The 12,973-nt window shown below is 64.6% G+C and carries 12 protein-coding genes and 1 other RNA gene; 6 read left to right on the forward strand and 7 right to left on the reverse strand.

The window, feature by feature from the left end:
* The first annotated feature begins 35 nt into the window (after positions 1-35).
* Positions 36-254 (forward strand): alkylphosphonate utilization protein, encoded by a 219-nt coding sequence (locus ASG25_RS12880; protein WP_062474597.1) that lies wholly within the window; start codon positions 36-38, stop codon positions 252-254.
* Positions 255-287: 33 nt separating this feature from the next.
* Here ASG25_RS12880 and ASG25_RS12885 read toward each other — a convergent pair whose 3' ends face one another.
* The 5 genes from ASG25_RS12885 to ASG25_RS12905 form a co-directional block, all read right to left on the reverse strand.
* Positions 288-674, reverse strand: a complete 387-nt coding sequence (locus ASG25_RS12885; RefSeq protein ID WP_062474099.1) for an ACT domain-containing protein — start codon at positions 672-674, stop codon at positions 288-290.
* 259 nt (positions 675-933) lie between these two features.
* Positions 934-1,875 carry a protease modulator HflC gene (locus tag ASG25_RS12890; protein ID WP_156379750.1) on the reverse strand — a complete coding sequence of 314 codons (942 nt, stop codon included), beginning with the start codon at positions 1,873-1,875 and terminating at the stop codon, positions 934-936.
* Positions 1,875-3,017, reverse strand: coding sequence for an FtsH protease activity modulator HflK (gene hflK / locus ASG25_RS12895; protein WP_062474103.1), 1,143 nt, complete (start codon positions 3,015-3,017; stop codon positions 1,875-1,877). Before hflK ends, ASG25_RS12890 begins: the two co-directional genes overlap by 1 nt.
* Before the next feature lie 144 nt (positions 3,018-3,161).
* Positions 3,162-3,716 (reverse strand): dihydrofolate reductase, encoded by a 555-nt coding sequence (locus tag ASG25_RS12900; protein WP_062474105.1) that lies wholly within the window; start codon positions 3,714-3,716, stop codon positions 3,162-3,164.
* Positions 3,713-4,507, reverse strand: a complete 795-nt coding sequence (locus tag ASG25_RS12905) for a thymidylate synthase (protein ID WP_062474107.1) — start codon at positions 4,505-4,507, stop codon at positions 3,713-3,715. Before ASG25_RS12905 ends, ASG25_RS12900 begins: the two co-directional genes overlap by 4 nt.
* 319 nt (positions 4,508-4,826) lie before the next feature.
* On the opposite strand from ASG25_RS12905, the gene ASG25_RS12910 reads away from it, so the two are divergent.
* From ASG25_RS12910 to ASG25_RS12930, 5 genes are all read left to right on the forward strand, one after another.
* On the forward strand, positions 4,827-5,705 hold the full coding sequence (locus tag ASG25_RS12910; RefSeq protein WP_062474112.1) for a transglutaminase family protein: 879 nt from the start codon (positions 4,827-4,829) through the stop codon (positions 5,703-5,705).
* Between the two features lie 103 nt (positions 5,706-5,808).
* Positions 5,809-6,211, forward strand: a transfer-messenger RNA (tmRNA) gene (ssrA, locus tag ASG25_RS12915).
* A gap of 200 nt (positions 6,212-6,411) precedes the next feature.
* A complete protein-coding gene (locus ASG25_RS12920) occupies positions 6,412-6,933 on the forward strand; it encodes an SspB family protein (RefSeq protein WP_062474114.1) in 522 nt (173 codons plus the stop codon).
* 5 nt (positions 6,934-6,938) lie between these two features.
* Positions 6,939-7,148, forward strand: coding sequence for a DUF4169 family protein (locus ASG25_RS12925; protein ID WP_062474116.1), 210 nt, complete (start codon positions 6,939-6,941; stop codon positions 7,146-7,148).
* A 52-nt stretch (positions 7,149-7,200) separates the two neighbouring features.
* On the forward strand, positions 7,201-7,431 hold the full coding sequence (locus ASG25_RS12930) for a ribbon-helix-helix domain-containing protein (protein ID WP_062474118.1): 231 nt from the start codon (positions 7,201-7,203) through the stop codon (positions 7,429-7,431).
* An 82-nt stretch (positions 7,432-7,513) separates the two neighbouring features.
* Here ASG25_RS12930 and ASG25_RS12935 read toward each other — a convergent pair whose 3' ends face one another.
* Positions 7,514-11,335, reverse strand: coding sequence for an AsmA-like C-terminal region-containing protein (locus tag ASG25_RS12935; RefSeq protein WP_062474120.1), 3,822 nt, complete (start codon positions 11,333-11,335; stop codon positions 7,514-7,516).
* Between the two features lie 197 nt (positions 11,336-11,532).
* Positions 11,533-12,942 carry an FAD-linked oxidase C-terminal domain-containing protein gene (locus ASG25_RS12940; RefSeq protein WP_062474122.1) on the reverse strand — a complete coding sequence of 470 codons (1,410 nt, stop codon included), beginning with the start codon at positions 12,940-12,942 and terminating at the stop codon, positions 11,533-11,535.
* Positions 12,943-12,973 lie beyond the last annotated feature (31 nt).

Below are 12,973 nucleotides of genomic sequence, written 5' to 3' on the forward strand. Positions count from 1 at the left end.
ATATGTGGGCGCAGGCGCGCCGGAGAGGTGACATCATGAGCATTGTCGTCAGAGACAGCAACGGAACCGCGCTTGCCGATGGCGACTCGGTCACGCTTATCAAGGATCTCAAGGTGAAGGGCACCTCGGTGACGCTGAAGCGTGGCACGCTGGTGAAGAACATCCGCCTGACGGACGACGCCGCGGAAGTCGAATGCAATGCCGAGAAGGTGAAGGGCCTGGTGCTGCGGACGGAGTTTCTCAAAAAGGCCTGAGCAGGCCACCCACGTCGCTTCCACCGCGTCGTTTCAGACCATGACCTCGTGGCCATGGTTCCTGAGCGCGGCGACCGCCTTGTCGAGGTCCGATCCCAGGATGAAGATGTAGTCGGTGCTGAAGGTGGAGTTTGCGAACAGCCCGACGCCGGCGGTCGAGAGCGGGTCCAGAACCGACGACAGGATGCCGGGAATGTCGAAGGCGAAGTGTTCTTCGATGCGAAGACACCGCCAGCCGTTGGACGAGATGACGCTGGTCGGCACGCGGGCTGCGCGGCACACGAGCGTCATTTCTTCGCGCGACGAGGAAACGGCCCAGAAGCCCGCGCCGGGAAGCCAATCCGGCAGCGGCGAACCGACATTGAGACGCGTGATCGAATACTCGGCTTCGACCAGCCGGATCAGCAGTTTGCGAGACATTCATACCCCTCGAGACGCCGTGGTCCGGCCAAGGCCTTCCGAAGACCTGATGGACGGCAAGCGCGGTGGACGCAACGTCTGCTGCAGCAGGGCAGCAGGCAAAACCATTCGATCAGGGCGGGAACGAGAGACGTGACGCCCTGCTGGCCTTGCCCTGCCATCCCCAGCGCATGTCGTCAAGAAAGAAGGGGCCGGCATCGCTGCCGGCCCCTTCTTTTATCACCCGGTTCGTTCCGCCGCGTCGGCAGCGGGAACCGGCTCAGTTTGCCGCGGGCGCGGCAGCCGGTGCGGCCGGTGCTGCCGGTGCAGCAGGCGGCTGCGGCGTGCCCTGCGAGCTGTTGAAGTAGCGGAAGAACTCGGAGTCCGGAGAGATGACGAGGGTCGTATCCGGGCTCGCGATGGCCGCACCGTAAGCCGTCATCGAGCGGTAGAACTCGAAGAAGGACGGATCGCGCGCAAAGGCATCGGCAAAGACGCGGGTCCGCTCGGCTTCGCCTTCACCGCGCAGGATTTCGGCATCCCGCTGGGCATCGGCGACGATCTCGACGACCTGTCGATCCGCGATGGCGCGGCGACGCTGGCTTTCCTCGTTACCGCGGGCCCGGATCAGTTCGGCCTCGGCCAGACGTTCCGCCTTCATGCGGTCGAAGGTCTGCTGCGAGACTTCCTGCGTCAGATCGGTCCGGCGAATGCGCACGTCCTGGATGTTGAGGCCGAGAGACTCGGCATCGCTCTTCAAGTCGGCGCGCACTTCGCGCATCATGGACGCGCGCTCTTCGGACAACGCGGACTCGAACCCGCGAAGACCGTAAACCCGACGCAGCGAGGAGTCGAGACGCGTGCGCAGACGCGCCTCGGCGGAGGATCGATCACCGGATACGGTTTCGCGGAAGCGGCGCGGATCCTGGATGCGGTAGACGACGAAGGCATCGACCTCGTAGAATTTGCCGCCGGACACCTGGACGCGAATGTTGTCGAGGTCGAACCGCAAAGCCTGATCCTCGACATACTGGACGCGATCGGCATCCATGAAGGCGAAGGGCAGCTTGAAGTAGAGGCCCGGCTCGGTCTTGACGTCCTGGATCTGGCCGAAGCGGACGACGATCGCCTGCTGGCGCTCGGTCACGACGAAGATGGAGGAATAGACGACCATCAGGATCACCGCGAAGGCGATCAGGAAATAGGGAAGACGGCTGTTCATCAGTTGCTTCCTCCGACCTGCGGGGCCGGTCGGCCGATTTCGGTAAGCGGCAGATACGGCAGGACGCCCTGCCCGTTCTTCTCGTCCAGAATGACCTTCTTGGACTTGCCGAGAACCTCCTGCATCGTTTCCAAATAGAGGCGCTTGCGCGTCACGTCCGGAGCCTGTGCATAGGCGTCGTAGACCGAGACGAAGCGCTGTGCTTCGCCCTGCGCTTCCTTGACGACGCGATCCTTGTAGGCAGCCGCTTCTTCGCGGTTCTGTGCGGCCTGACCGCGTGCCCGACCGAGCACCTGGTTGGCGTACTGGTTGGATTCCTCGACGAAGCGATCCTCGTCCTGTTCGGCGCGCTGCACCTCGTCGAACGCATCGGCGACCTCGCGCGGCGGCGCCGCATCTTCGATCGCGACCGTGTTGACGGAGATGCCGGCGCCATAGGTGTCCATGGTCGCCTGGATGGTCGCCTTCACGTCCTGCGCGATCGCCTGACGGTTGTCGCGGAAGATGTCCTGTGCCGGACGACGGCCGACGACCTCACGCATGGCGCTTTCGGCGACCTGCTGCAGGGTGTTGGCCGGATCCTCGACATTGAAGAGATAGGCTTTGGGGTCGGTGACGGAAAACAGAACCGAGAACTGGACATTGACGATGTTCTGGTCGCCCGACAGCATCAGACCCGCCGAGGACGGATCGGCCGACACGGACTTGCTGCCGATGTTCTGCTGCTGCTCGGTGACCTTTACCAGTTCGACCGTTTCGAGCGGCCAGAAATGATAGTGCAGGCCCGGCATGGAGATCTCGTCCTTCGGCTTGCCGAAGCGCATCTCGACGCCACGCTCGTCCGGCTGGACCGTATAGATCGAGTTGATGAGGATGAAGCCGACGATCAAAAGACCGATGATGGCGACGACGCCACCGTTGAAACCGCCGGGAACGACGTTCTTCAGCTGGTCCTGGCCCCGGCGCAAGATCTCTTCGAGATCCGGCGGGCCGCCATTGCCACGGCCACCGCCGCCGCCACGCGGGCGATTGGGACCCTGGCCCCACGGGCCCTTGTTTCCACCACCGCCATTACCACCGCCGCCGTTGCCGCCGCCGCCCCAAGGACCGCCGCCGCCGCCGTTCTGATTGCTCCAGGGCATTCATACCTCTTTCGTTAAACTCCCGCCTCCGGCAATCGGCGGAACCGACTGGGAAGTGAACCCGTTATAGGTATCGCCCCTGAGCCTTTCAACGCGCCGCGTCATAACTTTGGCGTTAACAAGGCGATTTCGTTCCGTTTATTGCTAAAGTTCGAGCGAAGCCCCGCCTTCGTGCCCCGCGGAGCGTGCGCGCCGCTGCCATGTCGTGAAGATGACCGGATGGCTGTCCGCATCGGCTTGCATCGGAACCACGTGCGAAACCCGCTCGAAAACGGCGGGGTCGATTGCCGGAAAGACCGTATCGCCGTCCAGGTCCGCCTCGACCACGGTCATCTCGATCGTATCGGTCATGGCGATCGCATCCCGGTAGATCTGGCCGCCGCCGATGATGCAGATCTCGTCGACCCCGAGCTCACGCGCCTTTTCCCCGGCGACATGGAGCCCCTCCTCCAGTGACCCGACGCGTGTCGCGCCGTCCGCCTCGAAACCGGTGTCGCGCGTGATGACGATGTTCGGGCGGCCTGGCAACGGTCGGCCGATCGATTGCCAGGTCTTTCGACCCATCACCACCGGACGTCCCAGTGTCAGCGCCTTGAAATGCTTGAGATCCGTCGGCAACCGCCAGGGCATGCCTCCATCCCGGCCGATGACGCCGTTGCGGGCGGCTGCGACGACGATGACGATCCGTGCCGCACTCATACGGCGATCGGCGCCCGGATCGCTGCATCGGCGTCATAGCCCAGCAATTGGAAATCCTCGTAGCGAAACGCGAACAGATCCTTCACGTCCGGATTGAGCCGCATCTCTGGCAGCGCCTTTGGCGTCCGGGTCAGCTGAAGGCGCGCCTGCTCGAAGTGATTGCTGTAGATATGCGCGTCTCCGAGCGTATGCACGAAGTCTCCCGGCTTCAGACCGGTGACCTGCGCCAGCATCAGCGTCAGCAGCGCATAGGAGGCGATATTGAAGGGAATGCCGAGAAAGATGTCACCGGACCGTTGATAGAGCTGGCAGGACAGCCTGCCCTCGGAAACATAGAACTGGAACAGGCAGTGGCAGGGCGGCAACGCCATCTCGTCCACAAGGGCCGGATTCCAGGCCGACACGATATGACGCCGGGAATGCGGATTGCTCTTCAAGCCCTCGACGAGCTGGGCGATCTGGTCGATGTGGCGCCCGTCGGGTGCCGGCCAGGACCGCCACTGGTAGCCGTAGACGGGACCGAGCTCGCCGTCCGCGTCGGCCCATTCATCCCAGATGCTGACGCCGTTCTCCCGGAGATAGGCGACATTCGTATCGCCGCGCAGAAACCACAATAGTTCGTGGATGATCGAGCGGAGATGCAGCTTCTTCGTCGTCAGGACGGGAAAGCCGTCCGCGAGATCGTAGCGCATCTGATAGCCGAAGACCGAGCGTGTGCCCGTTCCGGTCCGGTCGCTCCGGTCGTTGCCGGTCTCCAGAACATGGCGCAGGAGATCAAGATATTGCTTCATGAGAGACGGGTCCGCCAAATTCGAGTCCGGCTAGGATAAGACCTGGAGCGCAGGCGCGATAGACCCCTTGCCGGTTTGTCCCCCGCGGGCGTTCGTCGATTTTGGACCGTGATGACGCCTCGGCACAGTCGTCACAGGGCTGACATCGGCGCGATTTATCATTTTCGAAAAAGCGAGGGAACCATTTCGGCACCTTGCGTGTTCCCCGGCACCTTCACCTCCCCCTGCCATTCAAGATCTGCTACATCCCAGATCGTCTGCCATCCAGATCCTGTCGTCCGGCCACAGGCCGTGCGCATCCCGCCACGAAAGCACTGTCATGACCGTCCGTTACAAGCTCGGCTGTACCCTCACCTACGAGGTTCGCGAACCCACCGTGTTCATCTTCAACGTCGAAGTCGCCAAGCTTCAGCGGCATCATGATCTGGTGGAAACCCTGACGATCAGCCCCAAGACGGCGCGCTGGACCTACACGGTGCCGGAAGAACGGAACCGCTACTTCAAGATCGACGTCGCGCCCGGTCCGCTGTCGGTCACCTACGCAGCGGAGGTCACGCTCGACGTCTTCCGCGCGGACCCCGCGACGGTCAACGAGACGCCGCTGTCGGACATCCCGCTCGACATCATGCCGTTCCTGCTGCCTTCGCGCTTCGTCTCCTCCGACCGTCTGGGCGCCTTTGCCATCCGCGAATTCGGCAATCTGCCGAAGGGCCATGAGCGTGTGACGGCGATCTGCAACTGGATCTACAACAATATCGACTATCAGCGCGGCTCATCCAACGGGCAGACGACGGCGGACGAAAGCCTGTTGCTGCGCGCCGGCGTCTGCCGCGACTTCTCGCATATCGGCATCGCGTTCTGCCGGGCGCTGGGCATCCCCGCCCGCTTCGTCAGCTGCTATGCCTACGGCCTGCGCCCCTCCGATTTTCATGCCGTCTTCGAAGCCTATCTCGACGGCCGCTGGTGGCTGTTCGACGCGACCCGCCAGGCCAATCTCGACGGTCTCGTGCGCATCGGCGTCGGTCGCGACGCTGCCGAAATCGCCTTCTGCACACCTTTCTGCCTGATGGAGCCCGGTGCGGTCGACATCACGATCGAGCATGCCGACGGCACGCCGGAGAAACCCGGCCGGACGATCGACGCCATCTCCACGGACGATCGTATCGAGATCGCCGAGATCGAACAGGACGCGGCCTGACCCGCAAGACGCCGGATCGAACAACCGGCGTGACCCAGTGCGAACCGACATCGAGAATGGGCATCCCGCTTTTTGGCGGCGATGCCCTTTTTCGATGCGCTTTGCCCTTTCCATCGGCTGCGGGAACGCCTATATCTTCCGTGCCGTCGCAAGGCGGCTATGGCAATAAACTGTCGGTGTAATAAACCTATTGGACCCGGGGGCGGTACCCGGCGCCTCCACCAAAAACCGGCCTGAAGGTTGACTGGAAACAGGAGACCGGAATGGCGCCACGCCAATCAGGCGGCCGGCTTTTGATGGGGGCGAAATAGGATCGACAAGGGCGTAAAGATCGAACTTTTGCTCGGCATTGTACCACCGTTATCGGGCTCAAACAGTAGTTGCAAACGACAACTATGCGGAAGCTCGTCTCGCTGCTTAATCGCGGTGTGACACTTCAAATCAAGCCCTTCCGGTTCGCACCGTAAGGCGGGGTTCGGAGGTACCTGGCAACAGAAACCTCCACTTTTCCCATGACATGCGACGACCGCTCCAAGGAATAAGGCTCCCGGCCTCGGTGCGTCCATGTGATTTCCCGCAGGCCGCCCGCCGCGCCTTGAAATCGTCCATCAATAGTGCAAATGGTTTGATGGACGACGCAGGGTCGATGCCGTTCTCGCGGCCGATGCCCCTGCGCACTGAAACATCTAGGCAAGACGGGGATCCGATGGGCCAGGACCATATCCGCTACGACATTCTCGCACAGGACGCGCTTCGGGGCGTCATCCGCAAGGTTCTGAGCGAGGTTGCAGCGACAGGTCACCTTCCCGGCGATCACCACTTCTTCATCACGTTTCTCACGGGCGCGCCCGGCGTTCGCATCTCCCAGCATCTGAAGTCAAAATATGCCGAGCAGATGACGATCGTGGTGCAGCACCAGTTCTGGGATCTGAAGGTCACGGAGTCGCTGTTCGAGATCGGCCTTTCCTTCTCCGACACACCGGAAAAGCTGGTCATTCCCTTCAATGCCATTCGCGGGTTCTACGATCCGTCCGTGAACTTCGAGCTCGAGTTCGACGTGGCCGTCGGCGAGGACGAGGATACGGAAACGGAATCGGCGGAGATCACGGCCTATCCCGGCGTGACGGTCGAACGCGACGAAGAGACCGAAGCCGAGGCGCCGAAGGGTGAAGATGGCAAACCCGGTGCGTCCGTCGTCTCCCTCGACGCGTTTCGCAAGAAGAACTAACGGTGATGACCGGCGACGTCGTCAACCTGCGTCAGTTTCGCAAGAAGAAGACCCGCGCCGAGCATGACAAGGTTGCGGATCAGAACCGCATCGACTTCGGCCGGACGAAAGCCGAAAAGACGTTGACCCGGACGCTGAACGACCAGGCGGAGCGTCGGCTCGAACAGGGCCGGCGGGAAGCGCCGACCGGATCCGAGCGGCCGGACGAGGATTGATGCGCCCCGCATCTCTTCGCCGGACGGCGATTGTCCGGGACCGGCTCCAGACATGCTGAGGAAGCACTCGGCCACCCTCCACGGTCACCGCACGAGCTTCTCGCTCGAAGAGGTCTTCTGGGACGAGCTGAAGCTCATCGCCGCCGCCCGCGCCATTCCCCTTGCCCGTCTCGTGGCCGAGATCGACGATGCCCGATCGGCCGACAGCAATCTCTCCTCCGCCCTCCGCGTCCATGTGCTGGCCTGGATCAAGTCGACGCGCGATACCACGCCGGACGCATAGTCGCTGCACCGACCGTCGGGCGCTGCACGGTTCAAGTCCGGCGCTGCGGATCTCGCGCAGCATAGGCCGACACCGCTGACGCCTATCGCGGCCCGATTCCCGGCAAGGTCTGGAAGTTCAGCGAATCCGGTGTTGATCCGGGCGCCGGCAAGGCACCGCCCCGCTCCACCTCATCGCTTGGGTTGACCGGCATCAGACCTGACCGGCGGTCCTCTTCGGCGGCACGTGCAGCGGCACGCGCGTCCGCGGCCGCTTTTCTCTCCGCAGCCTGCCGCGCCGCCTGGGCTGCCCGCTGGTCGGCGAGCGCCTTGGCCTCCGCCGCCGCCTTGGCGACCGCAGCGGCACGGGCATCTGCCTCGGCCTTCTGCCGCGCGGCCTCCTCGAGAGCGAGCGCGCGCCGCCTCTGCTCCTCCGCGGCGCGGACCCGGTCGGCCTCCCGCTGCTCGGCGCGTGCCTTGTAGAGCGTGGCCTCCCGGCGCAGGCGTTGTTTCTCCAGCACGTTCGCCTGGAGGATCTCCACCCGCCGCCGCTCGCGCTCGAAGGCGCGCAGCGACAGGAAGCTGGCAAGCTCGCCGGTCTGCAACTGGAACCCCGGCGCGTCCAGACCCCCTTGGTAGGACAGGTCGACCTCCGGCTCGGCACCGGCAACGGTCTGGTCGCCTGCGTCGAAGAGAACCCGCAGCGTTGCATTCAGCGTCTCGTCCGGGAGCGACACCTCGGCATTGCCCGTGACCGTCGCGCCCTCGACCTTCGCGGTCACGTTCTGCGCCCGGAGCGTCCCTCCCGCAATGCTGAACGGGACCTTGACCGAGCCGAGGGCTGCATCGCCTGAAAGGATCGCCGGCCGGACAAGCGGCTCGACGGCCGCCGGCGTGATCTCGCCTTCGAGCCGGTCCGCCCCATCGAGGATCGCCGGAAACGCGCCCAGGTTCAGCCCGCGCACCATCAGGTCCGAAAGGTTGACCTCGCCGGACCCGCTCGCCGATTGCGCCATGGCCGCCGGGGTCTTGCCGGACGCTTCAAGCGCCAGCGCCAGATCGAAACGCCCGTTGGCGACCGAGGCTCCGGATGTCTTCCACGCCGCGGCGGAAAGATCGCCTCCGGAGAGATCGAGCCGGGCCTGCAGGAAGCCGGACCCGTTGCCGTTGCCGAGCAACATCCGGCCTGACATCTTGCCGCCGAGCCACTCGCCGGCCGCATCGGTGATCTCGAGCTGGTCACCCTTCCAGACGGCCTTGCCGATCATGTTGGAAATGGCGCCGTAGACGCCGGGCCACACCTGTTTGGCCGTCAGGTCGAGCGCAACATCGTAGCCGCTCAACGCGACGGGCGCGACCGGCGAGGTCGCGAGCGTCCCCTCGAGCGGGTCGAGGACCGGCCCGAGCAGGCCTTCCGCTGCCCAGGCGAGATCGAGCGTATCGACCGCCAGCTGGCCGGTCGCCTTGCCGGGCACCGTTCGGTCAAAGGCGATCTGGCCGGTGAACGCGTTCCTGTCCGCCTTGCCCTCGACACCGGACAGCGTCACCGCCTCGGGTGTCACGGTCACGTCGCTCTTCAGGCTCACCGGCAGTCCGGCCCCCGTCTGCGGCAGCGCGATCCCCTGCACCAGCAGGAAGGGCTCGATGTCCTGGCTTTCGAGCGTCAGCTTGGTCTGGCCCGTAAGGAACCGGTCGCGGGACAGGTCGATCTCCCCGCTCGCGTTGAGCGCCGTCTTCTCGGTGGTGAAGCTCAGCGTTCCCGAAGCCTTGTCGCCTTCCGTGCTTTGCAGCTTGATCGACAGGAGGCCGTTGGCATCCGTGTCGAACGGCAGCGGGTCGAAACCCGCCTGCCCGAGCAGCGCCAGGCTCGACGGATTTTCGAGCGTGGCCTCGAGGAAGATGCCTTGCCCCGCCAGCGCCTGTGCAATCGTCGGCGCCTGATAGTTCGCGGCGACACGGCTGCCGCCCGCCGTGCCGACGATTCCGAAGGTCACCGGTGCGTCGCCTTCGCGACTTCCGGCCGTCAGCGTCACGTCCAGCGCTGCGTCGTTGTAGTACCCACCGCTGCGGGCGAGCCGCGCGAGAATCGGATGGGCGGCGGCATGTCGCTCCACCATCTGGAAGAAGGCGGTCATATCCGGCGCCGCGATCTTCATCTTTGCGGACACGATCGGCCCCGCCAGCGTTCCGCCCATGCGTCCGGATGCTGCAAGCTGCGCGCTGGCAATGTTGCCGATGGAGGCCCGCTCGGCCTGCAATTGTCCGTTCTTCAGCGTCGCGACCAGCTGCACGTCGCGCGCCTCCTCGCCGAAGGCCAGGAGCGTGTCGGCAGAGATATCCGCGGCAATCGTGTGCGACAGCAGCGTCTCGTAGGACGCATCGCCCGCCACGAGTCCCGTCAACGCCTGCAGCGCTTCGAGATCGATCCGATTGCCCTTGAGCTGCACAGAAAGCGTGGGGGGAACGCCGTTCAGGGCCTGCCGCTCCACCCGCCCGGTCAAGGTGGCTGGCCCGACGGCAACTTCGAGACGCTCGAACTGCTGCAGCGAATCCGTCAGATTGACCGTCGCGGAAAAGCCGGCGGTGCGCAGGCGCCGGATCGCGGGATCGACCGAGCCGGCCAGCCAGGAGGCAAGCCCCGAAGGCTGATTGGATGCGACGAGCAGGTCGCCGCGAAACGCGCGCTGACCCGAGAGATTGAGCCGCCCCTTGGCTTCGAGCTGGGTGCGGCCCGGAAACTGCGCGACGGCATTGTCGACCATCCAGCCTGCGCCGTCGGGACGGAGATCCAGCCGCACGTCGCGCACGGTCGTGTCGCCGATGACGATGGCGGGAAGCTTTAGATTGGCTCTGCCCGGTACCTGGGGAATGGGGATGTTGGCGATGATTTCCATCATCGCGGAGAGCCGCTGGCGGATCGAGATTGCGGGATCGCGCCCCGTCTTGCCTGCAGCGCCGGCCTTGCCGCCGATCCGGCTGACGTCGATCTGCTGGCCGTCGGCGAGGAGAAGAAATTCGGGTGTCTTGCCGGTATCGAGCGTCGCCTCGCCGGTGACGAGATAGGGATCGTCCCGCGGGCCGACCTCGACGCGATAGTCCGGCACGCGAATCCGGTCGTTGGTCAGTTCAAACTGGCCGTTGATCCGGAGCGCCGCCGCGTCGTCCTCGCGCTTGGCCGCATCGGCAGGACGGTTTTCCGTCATCGTGAACTTGCCCTGGTAGACGGGGCGGAATTCGACGACCTTCAGCTCGCCATCGAGATCGACGCCGAAGGGTCGCTTGTCGGGCGTCAGCCGCGCGCGCAGCGGCAGGCCGCCGCCGTCCAGAAGCTCGCCGCTCGAGAAGGCGAAGCTTCCCGCCTCGCCATCAAGCGCAGCCCGCCCCTCGACCTTCCAGGGGCCGGCAAGCGTGCGCGCGGACAGGTCGGCATTCAGGGCGGTCACCTCCCGCGTGCGGCCCGTCTGCTCGTCGATGAACTCGATCTCGCCATCGGTGATCTCGACGTTCTCGAGGACCACCGTCTTTGCGGGGATCGCGGCCCGGCGACCGCGCGCCCAGTCGAGCGTGCCGTCCGGCAGGAGCCGCATCTTGGCCTTGGGCTTGTCCAGCCGCATGTCGAAGATCAGGGCCTCGCCGGAGAGAAAGGGCGCAAGCTCCGCGTCCATCGAGAATCGCTCGACCTGGACGAGAGGGGCGCCGGCCTCGGTTTCTCCGATGCGCACATCGCTGAGGGTCACCGAGGGAAAGGGAATGATCCGGGCATCGACGCTGCCGTGCACGACCACCGGCTGTCCGATGATCCGGCTGGCCTCCCGCTCAAAATCCTTGCGGAAATCCGTCCAGTCGATGAACAGCGGTGCGATCAGCGCGCCAAAGAGCGCGAGCACGAACAAACCGCCGACGATGACGAAAATACGCGAAAGCACCGAGCGTTACGTCCTGTCCGATCCTGCCACGCAGCCCCCCATGGGCTGGTGTCTCCCCGTTATCCCTACTGCCGCCACGCTGCAGCCGCGCATCGCGCGTCGGCGGCGGTCGTCTGTCAAAGACCTGCCGTTCTGCCCCATGTCTGCAGGGCACCGTGCGGGCGATGCAGTAGCATGGCGCGGCGGCAAATTCTCGTTCATCCGTTAAAAATCTTCCCCGGATTGAAAATTCCCGCCGGGTCGACGGCCCGCTTGATCTGTCGCATCAGATCCAGAGCATCGCCAAGTTCTGCCTCCAGAAACGGCATTTTCCCCTGTCCAATCCCGTGCTCTCCCGTACAGGTCCCATCCATGGAAAGGGCTCGCGCGTTCAGCCGCTCGACGAAGGCCTCCGCTCGCGCGACGTACGCTGCATCCTTGTCATCGAACAGAAGGCCCACATGAAAGTTCCCGTCGCCGGCATGGCCGACGATGGGGGCGATCAGGCCATTTTCCCGGATGTCCTCACGTGTGGCCTCGACGCAGTCGGCTAGACGGGAGATCGGCACGCAGACATCGGTGGAGAGCATGGCGAGATCGGGGCGAAGCGCTTTCTGCGCCCAGTAGGCGTTGTGGCGGGCCTTCCACAGAACGGCGCGTTCGTCGGCATTCGCGGTCCAGCTGAAATCGCTGCCGCCGAAGGCTGCGACGATCTCGGCGAAGGCCGCTGATTGCAGCGCGACACTTTCCGCGCTGCCGTGAAATTCGACGAACAGGGTCGGCTTCACCGGGAGTTGAAGACCGGAATAGGCATTGCTCGCGATGACCTGGGTCTCGTCCAAAAGCTCGATCCGCGCGACGGGAATTCCCGACTGGATGGTCAGGATCACCGCGTTGCAGGCGGCACCGACATCGTCGAACGCGCAGACGCCGCCGGCGATCGTTTCGGGGATGCCGTGCAGCCTCAGGGTGACCGAGGTCAGAACGCCGAGCGTGCCCTCCGCGCCGACGAACAGCCGGGTCAGGTCGTAACCGGTCGAGGACTTGCGCGCCCGGTGCGCGGTGCGGATCTCGCGGCCATCCGCGATGACCGCGGTGACGGCGAGAACGTTTTCCCGCATCGTGCCATAGCGCACCGCGTTGGTTCCGGACGCCCTGGTGGACGCCATGCCGCCGATCGACGCATTGGCGCCGGGATCGATCGGAAAGAACAGGCCCGTTGCCCGCAGCTCCCGGTTCAGCGCCTCGCGGGTAATTCCGGGCTCGACCGTGCAGTCGAGATCGCTTTCGTTGACGGAGAGAACGCGATCCATCCGGCTCATGTCCAGGCTGATGCCGCCGTGCGGTGCATTGACATGGCCTTCGAGCGAAGAGCCCGTCCCGAAGGGTATGAGAGGCACAAGGTATTCGGCGGCGACCCGGACGATCGCCTGAACCTCGGCGCTCGTTTCAGGATACACCACGGCGTCGGGAAGCTGCGCCGGTATGTAGGTGGTGGTGTGGGCGTGCTGTTCGCGGATCGCCTGCCCGGTCTGGAGGCGTTCCCCGAACTGCGCCTTCAGCGCGACGATCGCATCCGTGATCCCCGGCTCGTTGCGAACACCCGACTTGATCGCCTTCAGAGCCATCGACCGCATCCTCCAACCGAGGCACGGTGCC

Source organism: Rhizobium sp. Leaf384 (genome assembly GCF_001424065.1).
Classification (GTDB): Bacteria; Pseudomonadota; Alphaproteobacteria; order Rhizobiales; family Rhizobiaceae; genus Ferranicluibacter.